Origin of the sequence: Streptomyces sp. NPDC060035, assembly GCF_042736635.1 — a bacterium.
Lineage (GTDB): Bacteria > Actinomycetota > Actinomycetes > Streptomycetales > Streptomycetaceae > Streptomyces.
Map to the genome: position 1 here is coordinate 520,579 of NZ_JBHWVO010000001.1, position 24,228 is coordinate 544,806.

The 24,228-nt window shown below is 70.4% G+C and carries 20 protein-coding genes; 12 read left to right on the forward strand and 8 right to left on the reverse strand.

Annotation, left to right across the window (positions count from 1 at the left end):
- Positions 1-4: 4 nt before the first annotated feature.
- Both ACFWBQ_RS02345 and ACFWBQ_RS02350 read right to left on the reverse strand, forming a co-directional pair.
- Complete coding sequence (locus tag ACFWBQ_RS02345; RefSeq protein ID WP_385483015.1) at positions 5-1,348, reverse strand: M20/M25/M40 family metallo-hydrolase; 1,344 nt, start codon at positions 1,346-1,348, stop codon at positions 5-7.
- Entirely contained in the window at positions 1,341-2,174 is an 834-nt protein-coding gene (locus ACFWBQ_RS02350) for a M55 family metallopeptidase (RefSeq protein ID WP_385483017.1), read from the reverse strand. The genes ACFWBQ_RS02345 and ACFWBQ_RS02350 overlap by 8 nt, the downstream gene beginning before the upstream one ends.
- Positions 2,175-2,444: 270 nt before the next feature.
- Between ACFWBQ_RS02350 and ACFWBQ_RS02355 the strand changes: the two genes are divergently transcribed.
- Complete coding sequence (locus ACFWBQ_RS02355) at positions 2,445-3,533, forward strand: magnesium and cobalt transport protein CorA (RefSeq protein WP_385483019.1); 1,089 nt, start codon at positions 2,445-2,447, stop codon at positions 3,531-3,533.
- Positions 3,534-3,545: 12 nt separating this feature from the next.
- On the opposite strand, the gene ACFWBQ_RS02360 is transcribed toward ACFWBQ_RS02355, so the two are convergent.
- The gene (locus ACFWBQ_RS02360; protein ID WP_385483021.1) at positions 3,546-4,547 is read right to left on the reverse strand and encodes an aldo/keto reductase; all 1,002 of its coding nucleotides are present in this window, start codon (positions 4,545-4,547) and stop codon (positions 3,546-3,548) included.
- Between the two features lie 127 nt (positions 4,548-4,674).
- On the opposite strand from ACFWBQ_RS02360, the gene ACFWBQ_RS02365 reads away from it, so the two are divergent.
- Entirely contained in the window at positions 4,675-5,565 is an 891-nt protein-coding gene (locus ACFWBQ_RS02365; protein WP_385483023.1) for a LysR family transcriptional regulator, read from the forward strand.
- Positions 5,566-5,595: 30 nt separating this feature from the next.
- Here ACFWBQ_RS02365 and ACFWBQ_RS02370 read toward each other — a convergent pair whose 3' ends face one another.
- Positions 5,596-6,600: a chitinase gene (locus tag ACFWBQ_RS02370; RefSeq protein ID WP_385483152.1), complete on the reverse strand. Its 1,005-nt coding sequence runs from the start codon at positions 6,598-6,600 to the stop codon at positions 5,596-5,598.
- Between the two features lie 292 nt (positions 6,601-6,892).
- Between ACFWBQ_RS02370 and ACFWBQ_RS02375 the strand changes: the two genes are divergently transcribed.
- The 3 genes from ACFWBQ_RS02375 to ACFWBQ_RS02385 are packed head-to-tail and all read left to right on the forward strand — an operon-like array spanning position 6,893 to position 10,592.
- Positions 6,893-7,282 carry a hypothetical protein gene (locus tag ACFWBQ_RS02375; protein WP_385483025.1) on the forward strand — a complete coding sequence of 130 codons (390 nt, stop codon included), beginning with the start codon at positions 6,893-6,895 and terminating at the stop codon, positions 7,280-7,282.
- A complete protein-coding gene (locus tag ACFWBQ_RS02380; RefSeq protein ID WP_385483027.1) occupies positions 7,282-9,519 on the forward strand; it encodes a bifunctional polysaccharide deacetylase/glycosyltransferase family 2 protein in 2,238 nt (745 codons plus the stop codon). The genes ACFWBQ_RS02375 and ACFWBQ_RS02380 overlap by 1 nt, the downstream gene beginning before the upstream one ends.
- The gene (locus ACFWBQ_RS02385; RefSeq protein ID WP_385483029.1) at positions 9,519-10,592 is read left to right on the forward strand and encodes an acyltransferase; all 1,074 of its coding nucleotides are present in this window, start codon (positions 9,519-9,521) and stop codon (positions 10,590-10,592) included. The genes ACFWBQ_RS02380 and ACFWBQ_RS02385 overlap by 1 nt, the downstream gene beginning before the upstream one ends.
- Positions 10,593-10,673: 81 nt before the next feature.
- Here ACFWBQ_RS02385 and ACFWBQ_RS02390 read toward each other — a convergent pair whose 3' ends face one another.
- Entirely contained in the window at positions 10,674-13,091 is a 2,418-nt protein-coding gene (locus ACFWBQ_RS02390) for an MFS transporter (protein WP_385483031.1), read from the reverse strand.
- A 200-nt stretch (positions 13,092-13,291) separates the two neighbouring features.
- On the reverse strand, positions 13,292-13,735 hold the full coding sequence (locus tag ACFWBQ_RS02395; RefSeq protein WP_385483032.1) for an SRPBCC family protein: 444 nt from the start codon (positions 13,733-13,735) through the stop codon (positions 13,292-13,294).
- Between the two features lie 147 nt (positions 13,736-13,882).
- Between ACFWBQ_RS02395 and ACFWBQ_RS02400 the strand changes: the two genes are divergently transcribed.
- The 3 genes from ACFWBQ_RS02400 (at position 13,883) to ACFWBQ_RS02410 (ending at position 17,255) form a co-directional block, all read left to right on the forward strand.
- Entirely contained in the window at positions 13,883-14,929 is a 1,047-nt protein-coding gene (locus ACFWBQ_RS02400; RefSeq protein WP_385483034.1) for an Rv2578c family radical SAM protein, read from the forward strand.
- Between the two features lie 128 nt (positions 14,930-15,057).
- Positions 15,058-16,641 (forward strand): alpha/beta fold hydrolase, encoded by a 1,584-nt coding sequence (locus ACFWBQ_RS02405; protein ID WP_385483036.1) that lies wholly within the window; start codon positions 15,058-15,060, stop codon positions 16,639-16,641.
- A gap of 50 nt (positions 16,642-16,691) precedes the next feature.
- Positions 16,692-17,255, forward strand: coding sequence for a GNAT family N-acetyltransferase (locus ACFWBQ_RS02410; RefSeq protein ID WP_385483038.1), 564 nt, complete (start codon positions 16,692-16,694; stop codon positions 17,253-17,255).
- On the opposite strand, the gene ACFWBQ_RS02415 is transcribed toward ACFWBQ_RS02410, so the two are convergent.
- On the reverse strand, positions 17,233-17,805 hold the full coding sequence (locus tag ACFWBQ_RS02415) for an adenylosuccinate lyase (protein ID WP_385483040.1): 573 nt from the start codon (positions 17,803-17,805) through the stop codon (positions 17,233-17,235). The genes ACFWBQ_RS02410 and ACFWBQ_RS02415 overlap by 23 nt on opposite strands.
- A 352-nt stretch (positions 17,806-18,157) precedes the next feature.
- On the opposite strand from ACFWBQ_RS02415, the gene ACFWBQ_RS02420 reads away from it, so the two are divergent.
- Both ACFWBQ_RS02420 and ACFWBQ_RS02425 read left to right on the forward strand, forming a co-directional pair.
- Positions 18,158-19,939, forward strand: coding sequence for a 3-hydroxyacyl-CoA dehydrogenase family protein (locus tag ACFWBQ_RS02420; RefSeq protein ID WP_385483042.1), 1,782 nt, complete (start codon positions 18,158-18,160; stop codon positions 19,937-19,939).
- A 91-nt stretch (positions 19,940-20,030) separates the two neighbouring features.
- Complete coding sequence (locus ACFWBQ_RS02425; RefSeq protein WP_385483044.1) at positions 20,031-20,846, forward strand: TetR family transcriptional regulator; 816 nt, start codon at positions 20,031-20,033, stop codon at positions 20,844-20,846.
- Positions 20,847-20,855: 9 nt separating this feature from the next.
- On the opposite strand, the gene ACFWBQ_RS02430 is transcribed toward ACFWBQ_RS02425, so the two are convergent.
- Positions 20,856-21,605, reverse strand: coding sequence for a restriction endonuclease (locus ACFWBQ_RS02430; RefSeq protein ID WP_385483046.1), 750 nt, complete (start codon positions 21,603-21,605; stop codon positions 20,856-20,858).
- Positions 21,606-21,732: 127 nt separating this feature from the next.
- Between ACFWBQ_RS02430 and ACFWBQ_RS02435 the strand changes: the two genes are divergently transcribed.
- On the forward strand, positions 21,733-22,524 hold the full coding sequence (locus ACFWBQ_RS02435; protein WP_385483048.1) for a GNAT family N-acetyltransferase: 792 nt from the start codon (positions 21,733-21,735) through the stop codon (positions 22,522-22,524).
- 365 nt (positions 22,525-22,889) lie between these two features.
- Positions 22,890-24,227, forward strand: coding sequence for a crotonyl-CoA carboxylase/reductase (gene ccrA, locus ACFWBQ_RS02440; protein WP_385483050.1), 1,338 nt, complete (start codon positions 22,890-22,892; stop codon positions 24,225-24,227).
- Position 24,228: the final 1 nt, after the last annotated feature.

The following is a 24,228-nucleotide window of genomic DNA, read 5'->3' on the forward strand; positions in this document are numbered from 1 at the left end:
TCGATCAGGCGTTGCGCAGGAAGTGGTTCAGGACCCGGACGCCGAAGTGCAGGGCATCCACGGGGACCCGTTCGTCGACGCCGTGGAACAGGGCCTGGTAGTCGAAGCCGACGGGCAGCTTCAGCGGGGAGAACCCGTAGCCGGTGATGCCGAGGCGGGAGAACTGCTTGGCGTCCGTTCCGCCCGACATGCAGTACGGGACGGCATGGGCTCCCGGGTCGAACAGCTCGACGGCGGCGCGCATCTTCTCGTACGTCGGTGAGTCGACCGGGGCTTCCAGCGCGACCTCGCGGTGGTGGAACTCCCAGTCGACGCCGGGTCCGGTCAGCCGGTCCAGGGTCTCGACGAACTCGTCCTCGCCGCCCGGCACCATGCGGCCGTCGATATGGGCGGTGGCCCGGCCCGGGATCACGTTGACCTTGTAACCGGCGTCCAGCATCGTCGGATTGGTGCTGTTGCGGACGGTCGGCTCGACGAGTGCGGCGGCCGGACCGAGCTTGCCCAGCAGTTCGTCCACATCGAATCCGGGCGCGTCGAGGTCGACACGGATGTGGTGGAGCGCGGCGATCTCCGTGAGGGCGGCCCGTACGGTCGGGGTCAGCCGCACCGGCCACTCGTGCTGCCCGATCCGGGCGACGGCGGCGGAGAGCAAGCTGACGGCGTTGGCCTTGTTGACCTTGGAGCCGTGTCCCGCCTTGCCCTCGGCGGTCAGCTTCAGCCAGCCCGTACCGCGCTCGCCCGCCGCGATCGGATAGAGCGACATGCCGGGTCCGGCGTGGAAGGTGAAGGCCCCGGACTCACTGATGCCTTCCGTGCAGCCCTCGAAGAACTCCGGGTGCCGGTCGGCAAGGAAGCCGGAGCCGTCGTTGGCGCTGGCCTCCTCGTCGGCCGTGTAGGCGATGACGATGTCCCGGCGCGGGCGGACACCGGCGCGCGCCCAGGCCCGGACGACACTGAGGACCATCGCGTCCATGTTCTTCATGTCGACGGCGCCGCGTCCCCATACGACCCCGTCGCGCACCTCGCCCGAGAACGGGTGCACGGTCCAGTCGGCGGCCTCGGCGGGCACCACATCGAGGTGCCCGTGTACGAGGAGCGCGTCGGCGGACGGATCGGTGCCCTCGATCCGGGCGACCACGTTGGTCCGTCCGGGCGTGCGCTCGAGCAGCGTGGGCTCCAGTCCGGCATCGGCCAGCCGCTCGGCGACGTACTCGGCGGCCGGGCGCTCCCGGCAGCTGTCGTCGCCGCGGTTGGTGGTGTCGATCCGGATCAGTTCGGAGGTGAACGTCACCACTTCGTCGAGCGCCCGGTCGTCGACGGGTCCGGGCAGGTCGGTCGCCTCAGCCATACTGCTCCTCCACGGCGGACGACACGATCGTCGTCACCGCCTTGAACGTGCGAATACCTTCGTACATCGTCCCGCTGGTGTAGGCGACGCGCCGCTCACCGCTCGGCGCCACGCCGGGGACAACGGTCGCGGCCGCCGCCAGGTGCTCGGCGTCGAATTCCAGCTCCACCGTGAAGGAGCCACCGGTCACCGGTGCGTGGCGCACGGCGAGCACGGTCGCGTCCTTTGCCGCGGCCCGGATGTCGGCTGCGGTACGGGTCGGGGTGCGGCACACGGCCGCGTACCGCGAGACGTAGTCCTTGACGGCGACCTTGCGTGCGTCGGGGGCATAGGTGTGGGCGTCCTTGCAGGTCAGGTCGTCGCCGGTGACCAGAATAACCGGAACGCCGTACTCCGCCGCGACATGGGCGTTGAGCAGGCCCTCACTGGCACGGACACCGTTCAGCCAGACCCCGGTGATGGAGTTGGCGAGATAGGTGTGCGCGAGTACGCCCTCCGTGCCGGCACCGGTGTGGTAGCCGACGAACGCGATGGCGTCGACGTCCCCGTGCTGGATGCCCTCGACCATGGAGAGGGACTTGTGCCTGCCGGTGAGCATCTGGACCCGGTCGTCGAGCCGCTCCAGCAGCAGATTGCGCATGCTCCAGTGGGCTTCGTTGACGAGTACCTCGTCGGCACCCCCGTCGTAGAAGCCGAGGGCCGCCGCGTTCACATCGGAGGTGAACAGGGAGCGGCACCTCTCCCACTGCGGGGTGCCGGGCAGCACATCGGCCGGCCACGTCACGCCGGTGGCGCCCTCCATGTCGGCGCTGACGAGGATCTTCACGGTACGGGGTCCTGTCGCTGGTCGGTCGGTTGCGGTTCCTGCGGCTACCGCATCGGTCGCGCGACATGGGTACCCGCACGGTTGACGGATATCCCCTGCCCGCTCTCCGGGAAGAAGATCTTCGTGCTGGCACAACGGTACGCGCCGGGAGGGGCACCGGACCAGTGCGGCCGGGATCTGTCACTGGTCCAGTCCGGTGATGCCGGGGGCAGCCGACGGACGGTCCGGCGCCGGTGGCACACTGGCCGCCGAACGTGCGAAGGAGCCCCCGTGCCGTTGATCCGCAGTCTCCGCCATGCGGTCCGCCGCGTTTACCGCAGCAAGGTGGATCTGAGCCACCCGGCGCGCTCCCCGCTCGGCAGCGCGGTGGTCAATTCCGTGCTGTACGTGGACGGGCTGCGGCATCCGTCCGACTGCCCGGCGGACGAGGCCCTGCGCCGCGTCCGTGCCTCCGGCCGGGGCTTCGTCTGGCTCGGGCTCCACGAGCCGACCGCAGCCGAATTCGCGGATGTCGCAGAGCTGTTCGCGTTGCATCCGCTCGCCGTCGAGGACGCGGTGCACGCCCATCAGCAGCCCAAGGTGGAGCGGTACGACGAGACGCTGTTCGCCGTGTTCAAGACCTGCCGTTACGTCGAGCACGAGGAGCTCACCGCGACCAGCGAGGTGGTCGACACCGGGGAGATCATGGTCTTCACCGGCGCCGACTTCGTGATCACCGTCCGGCACGGCAGCCACGGCTCGCTCGGCCCGCTGCGCGAGGGCCTGGAGTCCGCACCCGAGCAGCTGGCGAAGGGGCCCGCAGCCGTACTGCACGCGATAGCCGACCAGGTGGTCGACACCTATCTCGCCGTGGCCGAGGCCATGCAGAGCGACATCGACGCCGTGGAGACCGCCGTCTTCAGCGAGCAGGCCGGCCGGGGCGACGCGGGCCGCATCTACCAGCTGAAGCGTGAACTGCTGGAGTTCAAGAGGGCGGTGTCCCCGCTGGACCGGCCGCTGCAGGCCCTGGCGAGCCGCACGATGGAGCCGGTGGGGCCCGACTTCCAGCCCTACTTCCGTGATGTCGCCGGGCACCTGGCCCGCACGGCCGAGCAGATCGCCGCGTTCGACGCGCTGCTCGACTCCGTGCTGCAGGCCCATCTCGCGCAGGTGACCGTCGCCCAGAACGAGGACATGCGCAAGATCACCGCCTGGGCCGCGGTCATCGCCGTACCCACCATGGTGTGCGGGGTGTACGGCATGAACTTCGAGTACATGCCGGAACTGCACTGGACCTACGGTTACCCGTTCGTCGTGGGCGTGATGACCGTCGCCTGTTTCGTCATCCACCGCGGCTTCCGGCGCAACGGCTGGCTCTGACCCGTCAGGACGTCAGGGGCGGACCGTGCCCTTGACCAGCTCGTCGATCCGGGCGAGCTCCTCCTCACCGAACTCCAGGTTGCGGATCGTCGCCACGCTGTTCTCCAGCTGGGCGACGCTGCTCGCGCCGACGACGGCGGAGGTGACCCGGCCGCCGCGCAGCACCCAGGCCAGCGCCAGCTGGGCCAGGGACTGTCCACGCTCCTGTGCCAGCTCGTTCAGCGCGCCCAGCCGGCTCACCAGCTCGGGGGTGACGGCGTCGGCCGACAGGAACGGGCTGGTGCCCGACGCCCGCGATCCCTCGGGAATGCCCCGCAGATAGCGGTCGGAGAGGATGCCCTGCTCGAGCGGTGAGTAGGCGATGGATCCGGTGCCGAGCTCGTCCAGCGTGTCCAGCAGCCCGTCCTCGACCCAGCGGTCGAGCATCGAGTAGCGGGGCTGGTGGATGAGGAGCGGGGTGCCCAGGTCGTTCAGGATCCGGGCGGCCTCGCGGGTCTGCTCGGCGGAGTAGTTGGAGATGCCGGCGTAGAGCGCCTTGCCCTGCCGCACCGCGGCGTCGAGCGCACCCATCGTCTCCTCGAGCGGGGTGTCGGGGTCGAAGCGGTGGGAGTAGAAGATGTCGACGTAGTCGAGCCCGAGCCGGGTGAGGCTCTGGTCCAGCGAGGAGCGCAGGTACTTACGGGATCCCCACTCCCCGTACGGGCCGTCCCACATGTCGTAGCCGGCCTTGGTGGAGATGACGATCTCGTCCCGGAGACGGGCGAAGTCCGTCTTCAGGGCGCGGCCCATCGTGATCTCGGCGGAGCCGGGCGGTGGGCCGTAGTTGTTGGCCAGGTCGAAGTGGGTGATGCCCAGGTCGAACGCCCTGCGGAGGATCCGGCTCTGCGTCTCCGGGGTCCGGTCGCCTCCGAAGTTGTGCCAGAGCCCGAGCGACAGCGCGGGAAGCAGCAGACCACTGCGTCCGGTGCGCCGGTAGGGCATGGCGGCATAGCGGTCGGCGGACGGAAGGTACATGCAAGCACTCCACGGGAGAGGTCCGGGGGACGCGCCAGGTCTGGTGCGCAGCGTCCAGACTGACGGAGAACGATCCAGCGGTCCAACAGGAGATTCCACTGGGATTCATCGATTAGATTGCTCAATCATGGAACTGCGCCAGCTGGAGCACTTCGTAGCCGTCGCCGAGGAGCAGCACTTCACCCGCGCGGCCGAACGTCTCGCCGTGTCCCAGTCCGGGCTGTCCGCGTCCGTCCGTGCGCTGGAGCACGAGCTGAAGACCCCCTTGTTCAGCCGCACGACGCGCACGGTGCGGCTCACCGAGGCGGGGCAGGCACTGCTCGTGGAGGCGGAGCGCACGCTGGCGGGGGCGAGGGCGGCGAGGGACGCCGTCGATGCCGTACGGGGGCTGCTGCGCGGCACGCTGACGCTGGGGGTCGAGCAGTGCGTGGCCGGGGTCAGCCCGGCCCGGCTGCTCGCGGCCTTCCACCGGGACCATCCGCACATGGAGATCCGGCTGCGGCAGGAGGGTACCTCCAGCCTGCTGGAGGGGGTTGCCGGCGGGCGCCTGGACCTCGCGTTCGCCGCCACCGTCAGCCCTCTGGAGTGGCCGGGCGAGCTCATGCCACTGGCGCGGGAGCCCATGGTCGTCCTGTGCACACCCGGTCACCGTCTCGCAGAGGTGCCCCGGGTGGCGTGGACAGGACTGCACGGGGAGTCGTTCATCGACTTCCACCCGGACTGGGGCCCGCGCCGCGCGGCGGACGAGGCATTCGCCGCGGCGGGGGTGCGCCGTACGGTGGCGCTCGAGGTCAACGACGTGCACAGCCTGCTGGAGCTGGTGCACGAGGGCCTGGGCATCGCAGTGGTGCCGCACCACTTCTCCCGCAAGCAGGAGGCGCGAGGGCTCGTGGAGGTGGAGCTCGACGGTGCGCACCGGCCGGTCTACGAGAGCGTGGTGCTGCTCCCGCCGGCCCGGGCCATGAGCCCGGGGGCGCAGGCACTGATGACGCTGGTACGTCAGGACCCGCTGCGCTGAGAGCCCCGGACGGGTCAGCCACTCGTCCGCTCAGCCACTCAGGGCTTCGGCGAACGCTCCCGCCTCCTGTTCGACCCCGCTGCAGGTGTCGCCGGCCACCGTCGTGTCCTCGCCGTCGGCGCACGCCCGGTCGCGGAAGGCCGCCCACATGGAGAGCGCACCGACGCCCTGACGGGTGGCGAAGCCGCGCAGGGACGCGGCGTCGGCGAGGGTGAAGATCTCCCCCGCCACGTCGTTGACCCCGATCATCACGGTGAGGTGCAGCGCCCGCCACGCCGCGTCCTGCGACAGCCCCAGTACGTCCACGAGCTGGTCATGGGCCGCCTGTGCGGCCTGCTCCGCGTAGTCACCCATGTCGCCGCGGTGGGACGAGCTGTAGTTCATGGCCATGATGTTGACCGCGGAGAGTCCGACGCCCTGGTCGGCCGCGTCCTCGATGAGGGCGAGCCCGGTGTTCTCCAGTCCGTCGGGCATCACAGGAAGCGTGTACGTGATGTCGAGGTCGCGCTCCTTCTGGAGGAGGGCGAGGGCCTCGTTGCGGCGGGTGACCGAGGCCCGGTCGGTCAGCGCGTCGCCCTCGATGTCGAAGTCGGCCTTGGTGGCGCCGACCGCGTCGAGCACCTCGGCGTAGGCGTCGGCCAGTTCCTCCGCACTGTCGCAGGCCAGAGCCGTCTCGGTGCCCGCAGCACCGCCGAAGGAGACCCGGATGTCCGCCCCGGTGGCGGTGAGCGCGGTGACGCGCGCCACGACCGCGTCGCTGGTGGCGGATTCGGTGCCGCCCCAGACGGGCGTGCAACCGGAGCCGTCCGAGATGACGAAGGCCAGGTTGTACGTATCGGTGGAAGCGGCGCTGTCGGTGTCGGCGGGGGTCGTGGCACTCACGTACGGGGTGTAGGCGGTCTGCGGTGTGCCGTGAGGGGACGGGGCGGACCCCTTGGCCGGGTCGGCCGCTGTTCCCGTCGCGCAGGCCGAGCAGGCGAGGCCCAGCGCGACCAGTCCGGCAACGACGGAGGAAGCCCGTGTGCGCCTTTGCAACATGTGTGCACCTGCTCTCGGAATGAGCGCCCCCGAACGGCAACCGATGATGCCGGGGCAGGACGAACCTCTCACATCACCGGTCCGTGCGAAGACACAGGAAACTCATGGGCGGGGCAGTCAGAGATCCTCGATCTCCGTCAACTCGCCGTCCAGGGAAGGCTGGTGCCGGGTTCTGGGCGTCTCGGGCGCCGGTCGCACTCTCAGCGGCCCGACAGGTTCGGCGCCCTTTCACAGCGGGCGGCCAGCAAAGCTCCAGACTTCACACAACGAGGTTCGCCACCATGCGCACATGCAATCCGACCCCGTCATCGAGAAGAACCCGGCACCGCGCGGCCGGCGTCGAGCACACGCAGGGCGGCCCCGCTCGGCGGGACGGTCCCAGGCGGGACCCGTGTTCGTGGACAGTTCCGGCCGTCGGGCCCGGCTGCTGCGCCGTGCCGGCACGCTGCTGGGCATCACCTGCGCCGGTTACGCCGCCGTGCTCGGGCTCGCCTTCATGGGCGGCATCTCGCTGACCCCGTCCCAGCTGCTGCCCTTCGACGGCGGACCGGCCGCGGAGGCGGGCCCGGGCGGCGGGATGCGGCCCGGGTACGGCTCGGCCCCGAGCGGCTCCGGGGCGCCCCCGAGCGGCGCTCCGAAGCCTTTCGGCACGCCGACCCCGTCCGGCGGGGCGGGCTGATGGCCGCGTCCCGACGGCGGCACGCCACACCCGGCACGATCGACCGGGTCCGGCGCCAGGCGGTCCCGGAACCCCGCGTGATCATGGCCCTGCTCCTTCTGCTGGGGCTCGCCTGCGCCATGCTCCTCGACGGCTATCTGCGCGCCGAGGTCGGCGACGACCAGCGGGTGCGCTCCGACGCCTCCTCGGACACCGTGCCCGACAGTGTCCTGGACGGCGGGCCGCTCCTGAGCTTCGCCGGCGGCAGCGCCCGTGCGCAGTCCGTACCGGACAGGACGATCGTGCTGACCTTCGACGACGGCCCCGATCCGGAGTGGACCGACAAGGTGCTCGACGTCCTGGACGACAACGACGTGCCGGGCACCTTCTTCCTCGTCGGCTCGATGATCTCGCGCTACCCGGACGTGGTGCGCAGGGTGGTCGACGACGGCAGCGAAGTTGGGGTCCACACCTTCACCCATGTCGACCTCTCCTATCAGAGCGAGGCCCGGGTCAAGCGGGAGATCGCCCAGACACAGCTCGCACTGGCGGGGGCAGCGGGCATCACGACGACGCTGTTCCGTGCCCCGTACTCCTCGACGAACGCGGCGATCGACGACTACAGCTGGCCCGTCTACCAGCGGCTCGGCGCGATGGGCTACACCAGCGTGTTCATCGACACCGACAGCGAGGACTGGCAGCGACCCGGGGTCTCCAAGATCATCAAATGGGCGACGCCGAAGGACGGGAAAGGCGCCTCGGTGCTCTTCCACGACTCCGGGGGCGACCGTTCCGAGACCCTGGCCGCGCTGCCGGAGTACATCAAGAAGATGAAGGCGAAGGGCTACACCTTCACCACCGTCAGCGGCGCGCAGCAGCAGTCCGCCGAGGCGTCGCAGGGACAGCAGGATCAGCAGCCCGGCCCTGTCGCGCAGGGCGCGCTGGGAAACGCCGCGCAGGCCGCCCATCGCACGGCGGACACGGCCACACGGTGGGAGGGCCGCGCGCTGCTCGCCGCTGTCACGGTCGCCGAATGGACGGTGCCCGGGCTGGCGGCGGTGCTGGCGGTCGTCGGGTTCGCCGTCCTGGGCCGGTTCGGCATGATGCTCCTGCTCGCGCGGCGCCACTACCGGCAGCGCAACCGGCGCCGGTTCTCCTGGGGTCCGGAGGTGACCGGACCGGTGAGCGTGATCGTTCCCGCGTACAACGAGAAGGAGTGCATCGCCGGAACCATCAACTCCCTTGCGGCGAGCACACATCCGATCGAGATCCTGGTCGTCGACGACGGATCGACCGATGGCACGGCCGAGATCGCCGAGTCGCTCGGCGTGCCCAACGTCCGGGTCGTGCGACAGGAGAACGCGGGCAAATCCGCAGCTCTCAACAACGGTGTGCAGCAGGCACGTTACGACATCGTCGTGATGATGGACGGGGACACCGTCTTCGAAGCCGACACGGTGCACCGGCTCGTACAGCCCTTCGCCGACCCGGCGATCGGCGCCGTCGCGGGCAACGCGAAGGTCGGCAACCGCTCCACGATGATCGGCGCCTGGCAGCACATCGAGTACGTGATGGGCTTCAACCTGGACCGCAGGATGTACGACCTGCTGCGCTGCATGCCCACCATCCCCGGCGCGATCGGGGCGTTCCGCCGAGCTGCGGTCCTGGAGGTCGGCGGGATGAGTGAGGACACCCTCGCCGAGGACACCGACATCACCATCGCCCTGCACCGCGCGGGCTGGCGGGTCGTGTACGCCGAACACGCCCGCGCCTGGACCGAAGCACCGGCGTCGCTGGGCCAGTTGTGGCGTCAGCGCTACCGCTGGAGTTACGGCACGATGCAGGCGCTCTGGAAGCACCGCGGGTCCGTGACCGACCGGGGGCCGTCCGGGCGCTTCGGTCGGGTCGGCATGCCGCTGGTCGTCCTCTTCCAGATCGTCACGCCGGTGTTCGCCCCGCTCATCGATGTGTTCACGGTCTACGCGATGGTCTTCGTGGACTTCAGGGCCTCGCTGCTGGCGTGGCTCGCGGTGCTGGGCGTGCAACTGTTCTGCGCGGCCTATGCCTTCCGTCTCGACCGGGAGAAGTACCGGTATCTGCTGATGCTGCCGCTCCAGCAGCTCGCGTACCGGCAGCTGATGTACCTCGTGCTGATCCACTCGTGTGTGACCGCCGCGACGGGTGGCCGGCTGCGCTGGCAGAAGCTCAAGCGCACCGGCGAAGTGGGCGCGCCCCAGCCGGGTGCGGAGGCGGGGTGATGGCGGGTGCGCACCGCAGGACGACACTCGCGCCGCCTGCGGTGGCCGGGCCGGGAGCCGGACGCGACCGCTCCTTCGACGCGCTGCGGGCCTTGGCGCTCGTACGGGTCGTGGCCTACCACACCTTCGGGTGGCCCTGGCTGGGGTTCCTCTTCCCCTCCATGGGCGTGATGTTCGCACTGGCCGGATCGCTCATGGCCCGCTCGCTGGAACGGCCCGCCGCGGGGGTGATCCGTGGCCGGCTGCGCAGGCTGCTGATCCCGGTGTGGGTCTTCGGTCTCGTACTCGGGGTGGCGATGCTGCTGCACGGCTGGGTGCCCGGGCCGGATGTTCTGTACTGGGTGCTTCCGCTCGGTGATCCGCCGGGCAACGCGTGGGGTGAGCAGGCCTGGGCGGTGCTCTGGTATCTGCGCGCCTATCTGTGGTTCGTGCTGCTGTCGCCGGTTCTGCTGCGCGTCTTCCGGTTCGCTCCCCTGCCTGTGCTCGCGCTGTCGCTCGTGCCCGTCGTGGTCCTGGAGACGGTGACGGGCGTGCCGGAGGGGCGCCTCGGCAGCGCACTCAGCGACCTGTCGGTGTTCCTGTTCTGCTGGCTGCTGGGCTTCGCGCACCGGGAGGGCGTCCTCGACCGGCTCCGCGGGGCGGGGGTGGCTGCAGCCGCGCTGCCGCTGATGGCCGCCGGTGCCTGGTGGGCGGTGCGGCACCGGGTGGACGGCTCGTTCGACCTGGATGACATTCCGCTTGCCCAGACCCTGTGGTCGGCGGGGTTCGTGCTGATTCTGCTGCGCTTCCGGCCCCGGTTCGACGCGCTCGAGCGCCATCCGGTGGCAGACCGGATCGTCACCGTGTTCAACGCGCGCGCCGTGACCGTCTATCTCTGGCACGAGGTAGCCCTGATGGGCGCCGTGCCGCTGATCGATCTGATGTGGGAGGTGCCGGCGCTGGAGCGGCACCTTCCGCTGGACAGCCTCTGGGTGCAGTTCGGTGTCGCCTGGGTGCTGATAGCCGGCGCCGTGATGTGTTTCGGCTGGGTCGAGGACGTAGCGGCGAAGCGGAGGCCGCGTCTGCTGCCGTGACCACGAGGGGTGCGGACCTGCGGAGCCGGGCTCGCAGGTCCGCTGTCAGGCGTCCTCCCGTGCCGGTCGGTCCGGGGCTGTTCAGTCCTCGTGCCCCAGCTGGAGATCGCGTTCGGTCCGTCCACCTCCCGGGACCTGGAGCACCGTGGCGACCGGCGGGTAGCCGGCGGCGATCACGGTGTACTCACCGGTCGACAGGTCCACGAAGCGGAACGCTCCGTCAGGTCCGGTGGCGAGGGTGTCGACGACATTGCCCGCCGCGTCCAGCAGGGTGACCCTGGCGTCCTCGACGACCCGCCCGCCGGGGGCCCGTACGACACCGCGCAGCACGGCGCCACCGGCCAGTTCGATGTCCTGCCTGGTCTCCCTGGCGGCCTGCACGCCGACCGGCAGGGCGGCGGGGCGGAAGGCCGGGGCGCTGGCCGCCAGGGTGTACTCACCGGCCACCAACTCGCCGATCACATAACTGCCTTCGCGCCCCGTGCGGGTGGTCGCGACGACTTCGCCGCGCACATCGGTGAGCGTCACCGCCGCATCGCGGACGGGGGCGCCGTCGGGGGTGACGACCGCGCCTGCGAGCCGTCCCGCACCGCCGAGCACCACATCGAGCTCCACCGGCCGCTCGCCGACGGTGACGCTGACGGCCTGCGGCTGGTGCCCGCCCGCCGCGGCGATCAGCACGTACGAACCGGCACCCGGCGCACTCAGCGCGTACCTCCCGTCGTCGGCACTCGCACCACGTCCGATCTGCTGCCCCTGGACGTCGATGAGAGTGAGCGCGGCCCGCCCCACCTTCGTACCGTCGGGGTGCTGGACGCTGCCGCAGACCGGGACGCCCGACATGCGTCCGGTGGGCGGTGGGCCGGGGTCGGTGCGTGCTGCGGGGATGGTGGGGTGCGTCGCGGACGGGTCGGCGGCCGTGCCGGGGGTGTGGTGGGACACCAGGGGTTTCTCCTTGAGGAAGAAGGCGAGGAACAGGCCGAGCAGCAGCACCGGCACGAGGTAGAGGAAGATCCGCGGCATCGCGTCGGCGTACGCCTGGATATAGGCGTCGCGCAGCGCGGGCTCCATGGCGTGGACCAGCTGCGGGGTGATCGACTCCGGATCGGGCAGGCCGGCTCCGGAGGGGAGCCGCACACCGAGGGCGTCCGCGAGCCGCCCCGCGAACAGGGTTCCGAAGATCGCGGCGCCGACGCTGCCGCCGATCTGCCGGAAGTAGTTGTTGGCGCTGGTGGCGCTGCCGAGGTCGGCGGGGCGCACGGAGTTCTGCACGGCGAGGACCAGCACCGGCATGACCAGCCCGATCCCGATGCCCAGGACGGCCTGCCCGAAGCCGTATTCGACCGGTGAGGTGTCGGTCTCCAGCCGCGAGAGCAGCCACATGCCCACGGTTGAGACCGCACTGCCCAGGAGGGGGTAGATCCGGTAGCGCCCGGTCCGCGAGATCAGCTGGCCGGAGACGATGGACGCGCCGACGATGCCGCCCATCATGGGCAGCATCAGCAGCCCCGACTCGGTCGCGGTCGCACCCTCGACCATCTGCAGGTACGTCGGCAGATAGCTGGCTGCTCCGAAGAGCGCGACCCCGACGACGGCCCCCACCAGAGCCGTGACGTTGAAGACCGAGTCGCGGAACAGCCGCAGGGGGATGACGGGTTCGGCCGCCCGGTGTTCGACGGCGAGGAAGAGCAGAGTCGTTCCGGCAGCCCCGGCGGCGAGTCCCAGGACGGTGCGCGAGCCCCATGCGTACTCCGTACCACCCCAACTGGTCAGCAGCACCAGGCAGGTCGAGGCGGCGGCGAGCAGCAACGCCCCCAGCACATCGAGGCGCGGGCGGACAGCCGGCTTGGGGAGTTTCAGTACGACGGCGATGACGGCGAGGGTGAGCAGGCCGAACGGCACGTTGATGTAGAAGCACCAGCGCCAGGAGGTGTGGTCGGTGAAGAAGCCGCCGAGCAGGGGGCCCGCGACCGACGCGAGACCGAAGACGGCCCCGATGAGACCCATGTAGCGGCCCCGTTCCCTGGGCGGGACGATGTCGGCGATGATCGCCTGGACGCCGATCATGAGTCCGCCGCCGCCGATGCCCTGGACGGCCCGGAAGGCGATGAGTTCGTCCATCGTGCGCGACCAGCCGGCGAGCGCGGAGCCGATGACGAAGACGACGATCGCGAACTGGAAGACGCCCTTGCGGCCGAAGAGGTCGCCGAGCTTTCCGTAGACCGGAAGGCCGATGGTGGAGGCGAGCAGATAGGCCGTGACGGCCCAGGACATCTTGTCCAGACCGTGGAGCTCGCCGACGATCTTCGGCAGGGCGGTGGCCACGATCATCTGGTCGAGTGCCGCGAGCAGCAGCGTGAGCATCAGCCCGAGGAAGACGAGGCGGACCCGGCGGGGGCTGGTCTCCGCAGCTGATGCGGCAGGCGGTGGGGGCGGCGCGGGCGCGGCGCCCCCTGCACCACTCGGCTGGTCCTTCACCAGAGTGATCCCACCCACCACGTGACGCTCCCCTCGTCGCTGCTGCGCCGCCCATTTCTCGCATCAGGCGGCAAGGCAGGGCAAACGCGACCGGGCGCACGGGCGGCGCACACAGAGGGCTTATGCGCCGGTGGGAGGCGCTACGGCGCACAACCGGCCGTCCCGGAAAACCACTCGTTCCGGTGAGGCCGGCTGTGGAGCCGACGGAGTCAGCGCACGGGCTACTTCTCGACCTCGGTGGCGAGGTTCTGCAGCAGCTCGTCGTAGATCCGGCCGAGGCCCTTGGGCGCGAAGGTCCGCTCGAAGAACCCGCCGATGCCGCCGGCGCCGTCCCAGACGGTCGAAACGACGGCCTTGGACTTGCCCTCACCGGCCGGAGTGACGGTCCAGGTGGTGACCATGGAGGAGTTGCGGTCCTTCTCGATCAGCTGTCCATCGGTCGGCTCGGTGACTTCGAGCAGGCAGTCACGGACCCGCTTACTGGTGGCCTGGAGCTTCCAGTGCACGAGGGTGCCTTCGCCGTCTCCGCCCTCACGCACCTCGTACTCGCTGAAGTGGCCCGTCAGCACCTTGCCCCGGACCTCCTTGTAGTTGGCCAGCGCATCGAACACAGTCTCTGCGTCCGCCGCGATGATCCGCTCCGTCGTGGCCTCGACCTGCGCCATGCCTGCTCCTCAGCACTCGGTTGTTCGGGGGGTGCTGAGCCAACCACCTCCGGTACTGCCCCTCAAAATCGGGCCTCACCATCCCGCCGCGCACGATCAAGGGAACAAGTGTTCTATTCTCTGCGCAGTGCTACCAAGGAGGCGTCCATGCGCTGGGACAATCTGGCCGATAACACCGCAAAGGCGAGGAACGGCGCGCTCTTCGCTGCGGACGCGGTGACCACGCGCACCTTCGACACCCCCGAATTCCGGGGGATCACCTTCCACGAGATCCGGGCCCGCTCGATCGTGAACCGGGTGCCCGGCGCGTCCCGTATGCCGTTCGAATGGACCGTGAACCCCTATCGCGGTTGCTCCCACGCCTGCGTGTACTGCTTCGCCCGCAAGACCCACAGCTATCTGGACCTGGACACCGGCCTCGGTTTCGACTCCCAGATCGTCGTCAAGATCAACGCGGGCGAGTTGCTGAACCGCCACCTCGCGTCCAGGCAGTGGCACGGCGCGCACATCGCGATGGGCACCAATGTCGACTGCTACCAGCGGGCGGAAGGCCGCTACCGGCTGATGCCGGGCATCATCACGGCCCTGCGCGATCACGCGAACCCCTTCTCCGTCCTGACGAAGGGCACCCTGATCCTGCGCGACCTGGAGCTGCTCCGGCAGGCGGCCGAGGTCACCGAGGTCGGCATCTCCGTCTCCGTCGGTTTCACCGACCCCGGCCTGTGGCGCACGGTCGAACCGGGCACGCCCTCACCCGAGCGCCGCCTGGACGTCGTGCGCACCCTCACCGACAACGGCATCGGCTGCGGTGTGCTCATGGCGCCGGTCATCCCCTTCCTCAGCGACAGCCCCGACCAGCTGCGCACCACCGTCCGCGCCATCGCCGCCGCCGGGGCGACCTCGGTGACCCCGCTCGTGCTGCATCTGCGCCCCGGCGCCCGCGAGTGGTTCATGCAGTGGCTGGGCGAGCACCACCCGCACCTGGTGCGACGGTACGACCGGATGTACGCCGACGGGGCGTACGCGCCGACCTGGTACCAGCGCCGCATCACCCGCCGGGTGCATGAACTGGCGGCCGAGTTCGGCATCGGTCCCGCGCACCGGGGCGAAGCCCGCCGGGCCTCCGCACCCGAGGTACCGGTGCCCCTGCCCGACGGTCCCACCCCCGGCCCCACCCAGCTGACCCTGCTCTGACCGCCTGTGTCCGACTGCCCAAACGGGTCAAATCTCGCCGAAATCTGTCCTGCCGTGCCCGAATTCGGGGAGCATCCGGCGGGGGCTGTGCCGCTCACAGGCGCGTTCCCTCCACCACGGGAGGCCATATGACGAAACGTGCACGAATTCTGGTCGCAGTCGGCGCCACGGTCGCGGGTCTGGTGACCGCCGTGCCGTCCACCGCGACCGCCGGAACGGGTACGGCCGCACCGCGTGCCGTCGCACCACTCAAGTGGAAGGCCTGCGGGACGAAGTCGTATCCGAACCTGCAGTGCTCAACGGTCCGTACCCCGCTGGACCACGACCGCCCGTCGGGTAGACAGGTCACTCTCGCTCTCTCCCGGATCCCGCACACGGCGAAGACCTCACAGGGTCCGTTGCTGGTCAACCCCGGCGGCCCCGGCGGGAGCGGGCTCTCGATGGCCGGATTCGTGGCGTCCTCGCTGCCCGGCAAGGTCGCCGCCCAGTACGACGTGATCGGGTTCGACCCGCGCGGGGTCGGGAAGAGCACCCCCGCACTGAACTGCGTACCGAAGTACTTCGACCCGGTGCGCCCCGACGCTGTGCCGGACTCCTACCCGGCCGAGAAGGCCAACAGGGACCGGGCCGCGTCCTTCGCCGCGGCCTGCGGCAAGAAGCACGGCGACCTGCTGCCCTTCATGGACACCGTCAGCACCGCGAAGGACCTCGACGTGATCCGCCGGGCGCTCGGATCGCAGCGGATCAACTACCTCGGCTACTCCTACGGCACCTACCTCGGCGCGGTGTACGCAAAGCTGTTCCCGGAGCGCGTGCGACGCCTGGTCCTCGACTCGATCGTCGACCCTGACGGCGTCTGGTACGAGGACAACCTCGGCCAGGACCACGCGTTCGACGCCCGCCACAAGGCGTTCGCGGCCTGGATCGCGAAGAACGACGCCACCTACGGGCTCGGCACCGACCCGGCGGAGGTCGAAGCCGCCTGGTACGGCATGCGCGCCGCGGTGAAGCAGCACCCCGCGGGCGGCAGGGTCGGCCCCAGCGAACTGGAGGACACCTTCCTGCCCGGCGGGTACTACAACGGCTACTGGCCCTCTCTGGCCCAGACGTTCGCGGCGTACGTGAAAGACAAGGACCAGCAAGCGCTCGTCTCCGCGTACAAGACCTTCGGGGCCATCGACGCGAGCGGCGACAACGGCTACTCCGTCTACGCGGCCGTGCAGTGCCGTGACGCCGCCTGGCCCCGGACCTGGAGCATCTGGCGCAACGACACCTGGGAGGCGCACCGCAAGGCGCCCCTGATGTCATGGAACAACACCTGGTACAACGCCCCGTGTGCCACCTGGCCGGTGGAACCCCTGGAGCCGGTGCAGGTCACCAACGACAAGATCCCGCCGGCGCTGCTCTTCCAGGCCACCGACGACGCCGCCACGCCCTACGAGGGCGGTGTCACCATGAACCGCCGGCTCAGTGGCTCCAGCCTGGTCGTCGAGGAGGGCGGCGGCAACCACGGCATCAGCCTGAGCGGCAGCAACTGCCTGGACGCGTATCTGGTGGACTACCTCACCGACGGCACCCTCCCGCGCGCCGGCGGCAGCGGGGCCGACGCGGTCTGCGCGGCACAGCCCGAGCCGAAGCCGCAGAAGGCTGCGAAGGCAGGCACGAGCACGAAGGGCGCCACGCTGCACGGGCTGCTCGGCTTCCGCAGCTGACGTCCGACCGCGCAGCCGCACCGCCGGGGGCGTACGCCAGGATGGGCCGTATGACGACACGACCCACTCCCGCGTACGCCCCCGGCGTGCACATACAGGACATGACGCTCGACGACTGCGACGCCGTGGCCGAGATCCGGGTGCGCGGCTGGCAGAGCGCGTACGCCGGAATCATCCCGCAGCCCTATCTGGACGCGATGGACATCGCGCGGGATGCCGAGCGTCGGCGCGGGTACCTCGCCGCGGGCCAGGCCGTCGACGTCGTCTCCCGCAAGGAACCGGACTCCGCCGTCACCGGCTGGGCCTGCTACGGTCCCGACCGCGACGACCCCCGCCTGCCCGGGCGCTGCGAGCTGTACGCGATCTACGTACACCCGGAACGGACCGGTGCGGGGGCCGGCCGTGCACTCCTGGCCGAGCTGACCGCCCGTGCCGTGGCGGCCGGTTTCCACGAGATGTCGCTCTGGGTACTCAAGGACAACACGCCCGCCCGCCGCTTCTACGAGCGGGCCGGTTTCCTGCCGGACGGCGCCGAGGAGCCCTTCGAGGCGGGCGGCGCCATGGTGCCCGAGGTCCGGTACGTGCGCGCGCTCACCGGACCGGCAGCCGGCTGAGCGCCTCGGCCGCCGCCCTGCCGAGGCGGGGATGGGGCAGCGCCGCCTCCAGGACCGGCCGGGCCTCGCGGTCACCCAGGCTCCCCAGCCCCTCCACGCAGGCGAGCGCGACGCGCCAGTGCGGCTCCTCCGGCGTCAGCAGCCGCCGCAGGGTACTGACCAGCGCGGGCACCGACTCCGGTGCGCGCAGGGCGGCCAGCAGGCGCACCGGGTGCAGGGCGTAGGCCGTGCGCAGTGTGTTCGTGGCAAGTGCCGCGGCGGCCCTGGGTGTTCGGGGGTCGTCGAGGAGCAGCAGCGCGTGGGCGGCCGAGACGCAGCGCTCCGGGTCGCGATGGTTGAGGAGAAGGACCAGCGTCTCGAAGGACCGGCGGTCCCCCCGGCAGCCGAGCCGGAACGCCGCGATCTCGCGCGCCCACAGCGGGCGCGCGGGCTCGACGAGAACGCGCGCCAGCTCCTCCTCGTCGTCCGTGGCCAGGAGCCGTCGGTAGAGCGCCGGTTCCCCGGCCTCGTCCCACAGTCTGTCCACCAGCGAGCGCAACTCCTCATCCATGACAGTCAGCTTATCGGCGCCCACGCACCGTGTCGGCGGCAACTGTGTGCCAGTGCACAACCTTCCAGGGCTGGCGCGCTCGTTACTCGCCGGTTAACCTCATGTGAGCGGGACACACACCCGCCGGCTCCGGTGGCCTGGTGACGCAGCCACCCGGAGTGCTTGTCGGTTCGGCAGCTTTGTGAGACGCGACTCGGGACAGAGTCCGTCGCCTTTTCCGGTCCTGTGCGTGCTCCGCACGCACGGGACCTGAGCACCACGACACAACTTCCGCACGCCGAGCGCCGGTTCTCAACGACCACGCGCGCCGCCCGTGCTCCTCTTCAGTCGTCACTCACCCTGGAGTCCCGTGATGGACACCCCGCTCAGCACCATTGCCGTCGTCGGCCTCGGCACCATGGGAACCGGCATCGCCGAGGTCCTGGCCCGTGCGGGCCGCGAGGTCATCGGCATCGACATCAGCGAAGCCGCCGCCCGTCAGGCCGTCGCCTCCCTGGAGGCCTCCACCGCACGCGCCGTGCAGCGCGAGCGGATCACGGAGCAGGAGCGGCGCGACATCCTCGCCCGGTTCCGTACGTTCACCGATCTCCAGGCCGCAGCGGACGCGGAGCTGGTCATCGAGGTCGTGCCCGAGACCTACGAGATCAAGCAGCAGGTCTTCCGGGAGCTCGACGCGGTCGTCTCCCCCACCGCGATCCTCGCCACAGGCACGAACGCCCTGTCGGTGACCCGGCTGGCCGCCGAGTCGCAGCACCCCGAGCGCGTCCTGGGCATGCACTTCTTCAACCCGGCGCCCGCGATGAAGCTCGTCGAGGTGGTCTCCTCCGTGCTGACCGCGCCGTCGGCCGTCGAGACCGTCACCCGGCTGGCCCGTGAGCTGGGCAAGGAGCCGGTCGCGGTCGGCGACCGGCCCGGATTCGTCGCGGACGGGCTGCTGTTCGGCTACCTCAACCAGGCCGCCGCGATGTACGAGGCGAACTACGCCTCCCGTGAGGACATCGACGCCGCGATGAAGCTGGGCTGCGGGCTGCCGATGGGCCCCCTCGCCCTGCTCGACCTGATCGGTATCGACACGGCCCGCACGGTCCTGGAGGCCATGTACTCGGCGTCCCACGACCGGCTGCACGCTCCGGCGCCCGTGCTCGGCCAGCTCAGCGAGGCGGGCCTGACCGGCCGCAAGACGGGCCGCGGCTTCTACACGTACGACGCCCCCGGCGGCCAGAGTGTGGTGCCGGACGCCCGGACCCCACTGGCGAGCGCGGGTGCGGTGGCCGGGCGCGAGGTGTCCTCGGTGGGTGTCGCCGGCTCCGGGACGATGGCCTCGGGCATCGCGGAGGTCTTCGCGAAGGCCGGGTACTCCGTGGTGCTCGCCGCGCGCAGCCAGGAGAAGGCGGACACGGCCAAGGCCCGGATCGCCAAGTCGCTGGACCGTTCCGTCTCCAAGGGGCGGCTGACGGCCGAGGCGCGCGAGGAGACGCTCGCCCGGGTCACACCGGCCGGGTCTCTGGACGCGTTCGCCGAGGTCGACCTCGCCGTCGAGGCGGTCGCCGAGGACCTGGACATCAAGCAGCAGCTGTTCGCGACGCTGGACAAGGTCTGCAAGCCGGGCGCGGTGCTGGCCACCACGACCTCGTCGCTGCCGGTCGTGGCGATCGCGAAGGTCACCTCGCGTCCCCAGGACGTCATCGGGATGCACTTCTTCAACCCGGCGCCCGCGATGAAGCTGGTCGAGGTGGTCCGCACCGTGCTGACCGCCGACGACGTGCACGCCACGGTGCGCGAGGTCTGCGTGAAGGTGCGCAAGCACCCGGTCGACTGCGGGGACCGGGCCGGCTTCATCGTGAACGCGCTGCTGTTCCCGTACCTCAACAACGCGATCAAGATGGTCGAGGAGCACTACGCGACGCTCGACGACATCGACGCGGCGATGAAGCTGGGCGGGGGCTACCCGATGGGTCCCTTCGAGCTCCTGGACGTCGTCGGGCTCGATGTCTCGCTCGCCATCGAGAAGGTCCTGCACAGCGAGTTCCGCGATCCGGGCCTGGCCCCGGCGCCGCTGCTCGAGCATCTGGTGGCCGCCGGCTGCCTCGGCCGCAAGACGGGGCGCGGCTTCCGCGAATATGCCCGCCGCTGAGCCGGGAGCCGGGTGGGGCGGGCTGCTCGGGCCCTCGGGCGACCCGCCCCCACAGGCGCACTCTCCTGCGCGGATGAGTTACGTTCACACCATGTCCCAGCCTGCCAGGTCCACCCGTTCCGCCGCCGCGCCCGACGCCACGGAAAGTGCCGCAGGCACCCGCGCCGCTGCCCAACGCCTCAAAATGCGCCGCGAACTGGCTGCCGCGGCGATGGAACTCTTCGCCACGAAGGGGTACGAGGCGACGACGGTCGACGAGATCGCGGGCGCTGCCGGGGTCGCCCGGCGTACGTTCTTCCGCCACTTCCGCTCCAAGGAAGAGGCCATCTTCCCGGACCACGACGACACCCTCGTCAGGGCCGAGGCCGTCCTCAATGCCGCTCCCGCGCACGAGCATCCGCTCGACACCGTGTGCCGCGGCATCAAGGAAGTCATGAGGATGTACGCGGCGAAGCCGGCGGTCTCGGTGGCGCGCTACAAGCTGACGCGCGAGGTTCCCACGCTCCGCGAGGCCGAAATCGCCTCGGTGGCCCGCTACGAGCGGCTGTTCACCCGCTATCTGCTGGGCCACTTCGACGAGCGCGACCACCATGTGGGCAATGACGACCCGTTGCTGGCCGAGGTGGCCGCATCCGCCGTGGTCACCGCGCACAACCATGTACTGCGGCGCTGGCTGCGGGCCGGCGGCCAGGGCGATGTGGAGGCCCAGCTCGACCATGCCTTCGCCATCGTGCGGGACACGTTCGGGACGGGGATCGGTGCCGGACGGACCGCGGACAGCGAGCCCGCGAAGCCCCCCGCCGCGTCGGTGACCACCGGGGGCGAGGTGCTGGTCGCGGTGGCCCGGACCGACGCACCGCTCGACGAGGTCATGCGTACGATCCAGCAGGCCCTGACGGACCGCTGAGCGGGCGTTTCAGCTCTCGACGGACTGTACGGCCTCCCCGGCACGCCAGGGCAGGGGAGCGCCGTACTCGCTCCATGCCTTGAGTCCGGCCAGGTCGACGCACACGATGCCGCACTGCTCCGCGTACTCGAGAGCCGGTTCGGTGAAGGCTCCGGTGGTGACGACGACGGCCGTCCCGGCCTCGTGCACGGCGTAGCACGTGCCGCCGAAACGCTGGAGGTCCTGCGAGCCGACCTTGTTCTCGGACGTGTACCTCTTGCACTGGACGACCAGGCGGCGGCCGTCGGGCGTGGTGGCCACGACATCGGCCCCCAGATCTCCGGCACCGCCGACGACTTCGGCGTCCGTGCAGCCGTCCCGGCGGCAGAGGGCGGCGACGGCCTCCTCGAAGCCGTACGGGTCCATGTCCTCCCAGTCGACCGGCTCGGGGCGCCGTACGGGCTCGGGGACGGCATCGGGCCGCTCCTCCAGCGCGGTGTCCACCACCTCGTACGCGGCATCCAGAGCCGCCGACGCCGCCCTGGCGGCCGCCCTGCGGTTGCGGCGGCGGCGCAGGAGCGCCGCCGCCCCGGAGACCACCGCGACCACCGAGAGGACGGCGGCCACCGGATGCCGTTCGGCGCTCTCCAGGGCCGTGCGGAGGGTCAGCCCGGCACCGCAGACCAGTACGGCGACGAGAAGGAAGCCGAACGCCGTCCGGCGGACGCTGAATTCGGACCGGCGGTCTCTTCGGACGCGTCCGCGCACCTGTATCGGCATCGGGTGCCCCACCCCTGTTCGTCGTGACCGGATCAAGATCACTTCCATCTGCCCCCACCGGCCCTGTTGACGCATCCGCCCGGGAAACCTGATGGCCCGGCCGGGCTCCCCGTGGTCGGATGCGCGGATGGAACCCCAGAGCATGCTGGCCCTCTTCGACCACGAGATGCGTGAACACGCCCGCCCCGACGGCCCCGGTGTAAGGGTCGAGCGCACGGGAGACCTCGTACGGCAGACCGGTGGCCCCGACGACTGGAACGGTGTCGTCTGGACCGCTCCGGACCTCGGTCCCGTACAGGCGGACGCGGCGATCGCGGCGCAGGTGGAGTACTACACCGCCCTCGGACACGACGAATTCGAGTGGAAGCTGTACTCCCACGACCGGCCCGCCGATCTGGGGCAGCGGCTGCGGGCGGCGGGTTTCGACGCGGAACCGCCGGAGACGCTGTTCGTCGCCCCGGTCGCCGACCTCCCCACCGCCGTGGAACTCCCCGCGGGCGTCGAACTGCACACCGTGTCCGACGCGGCCGGGGTGGAACTGATGCTCCGGGCTCACGAGCAGGCCTTCGGTACCGACAGTTCCTGGCTGCGTCACCGGACGCTGGCCCGGCTCGCCGAGGCCCCCGACACGTTTGTCGCGGTCGTGGTCCTCGCGGACGGCGAGCCCGTGAGCGCCGCCCGCATGGAGCTCCACCCCGGCACGGGCTTCGCCGGCCTCTGGGGCGGCGGGACGGCGGCACCCTGGCGGGGCAGGGGCATCTACCGGGCGCTGATCGCCCACCGGGCCCGTATCGCCGCCGAGCGCGGCTACCGCTATCTGCAGGTCGACGCGACCGACCAGTCGGCCCCGATCCTGCGCCGGCTCGGTTTCACGGCCCTGAGCACGACGACACCGTACGTCTACCGCACCACGCCGTAGCCGCTCGCCCTCCGGGGCCAAACCGGCAAAGAGCCCATCATGTTGCTCATGCGTGCCCTGCGGATGACAAGTGAGAGAAATTGTTGGCACTCGGTGCCTTGCCACCTGTCACGGAGTGCCATACGTTGAAGGTGTCCGGGCGGCCGGCGTGCAGAGACCTCTCGTACGTCGGCTGTCCCCGCAATCCACCGTGTCTGCGCGCCCGGACGCCTGCGTCACAGGCAACCCTTCTGCTCCACCGAGCAGGCCGAAGCACCACCCCGCCGAACCGACGGCACACCTCCACACCGCACCACCCCCCTGTCCACAGGGGTCCCTCCAGCGTTCCCTCGGCGCTGGAGACCCGATCTGCCGGAGGCATCACCGTGAAGGAAATCCTGGACGCGATCCAATCGCAGGACAGCACAGCCGCGGACTTCGCGGCCCTGTCCATCCCCGAGTCGTACCGCGCGGTGACCGTGCACAAGGACGAGGCCGAGATGTTCGCCGGCGTCGCCAGCCGCGACAAGGACCCCCGCAAGTCCCTGCACGTCGAGAACGTGCCGGTGCCCGAGCTCGGCCCGGGCGAGGCCCTGGTGGCTGTCATGGCCAGCTCGGTCAACTACAACTCCGTGTGGACGTCGATCTTCGAGCCCGTCTCGACCTTCGGCTTCCTGGAGCGGTACGGCAAGCTCAGCGACCTCAGCAAGCGCCACGACCTCCCGTACCACGTCATCGGCTCCGACCTGGCGGGCGTCGTGCTGCGCACCGGCCCGGGCGTGAACGCCTGGCAGCCGGGCGACGAGGTCGTCGCGCACTGCCTCTCGGTCGAGCTGGAGTCCTCCGACGGCCACAACGACACGATGCTCGACCCCGAGCAGCGCATCTGGGGCTTCGAGACCAACTTCGGCGGCCTCGCCGAGATCGCACTCGTCAAGTCCAACCAGCTGATGCCGAAGCCGGAGCACCTCAGCTGGGAGGAGGCCGCGGCTCCGGGCCTGGTCAACTCCACCGCGTACCGCCAGCTCGTCTCGCGCAACGGCGCCGGCATGAAGCAGGGCGACAACGTGCTGATCTGGGGCGCGAGCGGCGGACTCGGCTCGTACGCCACACAGTTCGCGCTGGCCGGCGGCGCCAACCCGATCTGTGTCGTCTCCAGCGACCAGAAGGCGGACATCTGCCGGAAGATGGGCGCGACCGCGATCATCGACCGCAACGCCGAGGGCTACAAGTTCTGGAAGGACGAGCACAACCAGGACCCGCGCGAGTGGAAGCGCTTCGGCAAGCGCATCCGTGAGCTGACCGGCGGCGAGGACGTGGACATCGTCTTCGAGCACCCGGGCCGCGAGACCTTCGGCGCCAGCGTGTACGTGACCCGCAAGGGCGGCACGATCGTCACCTGTGCCTCGACCTCGGGCTACAACCACGAGTACGACAACCGCTACCTGTGGATGTCGCTGAAGAAGATCGTGGGCTCGCACTTCGCCAACTACCGCGAGGCCTGGGAGGCCAACCGGCTGGTGGCCAAGGGCAAGATCCACCCGACGCTCTCCAAGGTCTACTCCCTCGAGGACACCGGCCAGGCCGCGTTCGACGTGCACCGCAACCTCCACCAGGGCAAGGTCGGCGTCCTCGCGCTGGCGCCCCGTGAGGGCCTGGGCGTGCGCAACGAGGAGCTCCGCGAACAGCACATCGACGCCATCAACCGCTTCCGCAACGTCTGAG

What these genes read in the sequence shown, in the direction of transcription:
- ACFWBQ_RS02345 (WP_385483015.1), bottom strand. Translation starts at nt 1,348, where the DNA reads ATGGCTGAGGCGACCGACCTGCCCGGACCCGTCGACGACCGGGCGCTC.
- ACFWBQ_RS02360 (WP_385483021.1), bottom strand. Translation starts at nt 4,547, where the DNA reads ATGTACCTTCCGTCCGCCGACCGCTATGCCGCCATGCCCTACCGGCGC.
- ACFWBQ_RS02365 (WP_385483023.1), top strand. Translation starts at nt 4,675, where the DNA reads ATGGAACTGCGCCAGCTGGAGCACTTCGTAGCCGTCGCCGAGGAGCAG.
- ACFWBQ_RS02375 (WP_385483025.1), top strand. Translation starts at nt 6,893, where the DNA reads ATGCAATCCGACCCCGTCATCGAGAAGAACCCGGCACCGCGCGGCCGG.
- ACFWBQ_RS02380 (WP_385483027.1), top strand. Translation starts at nt 7,282, where the DNA reads ATGGCCGCGTCCCGACGGCGGCACGCCACACCCGGCACGATCGACCGG.
- ACFWBQ_RS02385 (WP_385483029.1), top strand. Translation starts at nt 9,519, where the DNA reads ATGGCGGGTGCGCACCGCAGGACGACACTCGCGCCGCCTGCGGTGGCC.
- ACFWBQ_RS02395 (WP_385483032.1), bottom strand. Translation starts at nt 13,735, where the DNA reads ATGGCGCAGGTCGAGGCCACGACGGAGCGGATCATCGCGGCGGACGCA.
- ACFWBQ_RS02400 (WP_385483034.1), top strand. Translation starts at nt 13,883, where the DNA reads ATGCGCTGGGACAATCTGGCCGATAACACCGCAAAGGCGAGGAACGGC.
- ACFWBQ_RS02405 (WP_385483036.1), top strand. Translation starts at nt 15,058, where the DNA reads ATGACGAAACGTGCACGAATTCTGGTCGCAGTCGGCGCCACGGTCGCG.
- ACFWBQ_RS02410 (WP_385483038.1), top strand. Translation starts at nt 16,692, where the DNA reads ATGACGACACGACCCACTCCCGCGTACGCCCCCGGCGTGCACATACAG.
- ACFWBQ_RS02415 (WP_385483040.1), bottom strand. Translation starts at nt 17,805, where the DNA reads ATGGATGAGGAGTTGCGCTCGCTGGTGGACAGACTGTGGGACGAGGCC.
- ACFWBQ_RS02420 (WP_385483042.1), top strand. Translation starts at nt 18,158, where the DNA reads ATGGACACCCCGCTCAGCACCATTGCCGTCGTCGGCCTCGGCACCATG.
- ACFWBQ_RS02425 (WP_385483044.1), top strand. Translation starts at nt 20,031, where the DNA reads ATGTCCCAGCCTGCCAGGTCCACCCGTTCCGCCGCCGCGCCCGACGCC.
- ACFWBQ_RS02430 (WP_385483046.1), bottom strand. Translation starts at nt 21,605, where the DNA reads ATGCCGATACAGGTGCGCGGACGCGTCCGAAGAGACCGCCGGTCCGAA.
- ACFWBQ_RS02435 (WP_385483048.1), top strand. Translation starts at nt 21,733, where the DNA reads ATGGAACCCCAGAGCATGCTGGCCCTCTTCGACCACGAGATGCGTGAA.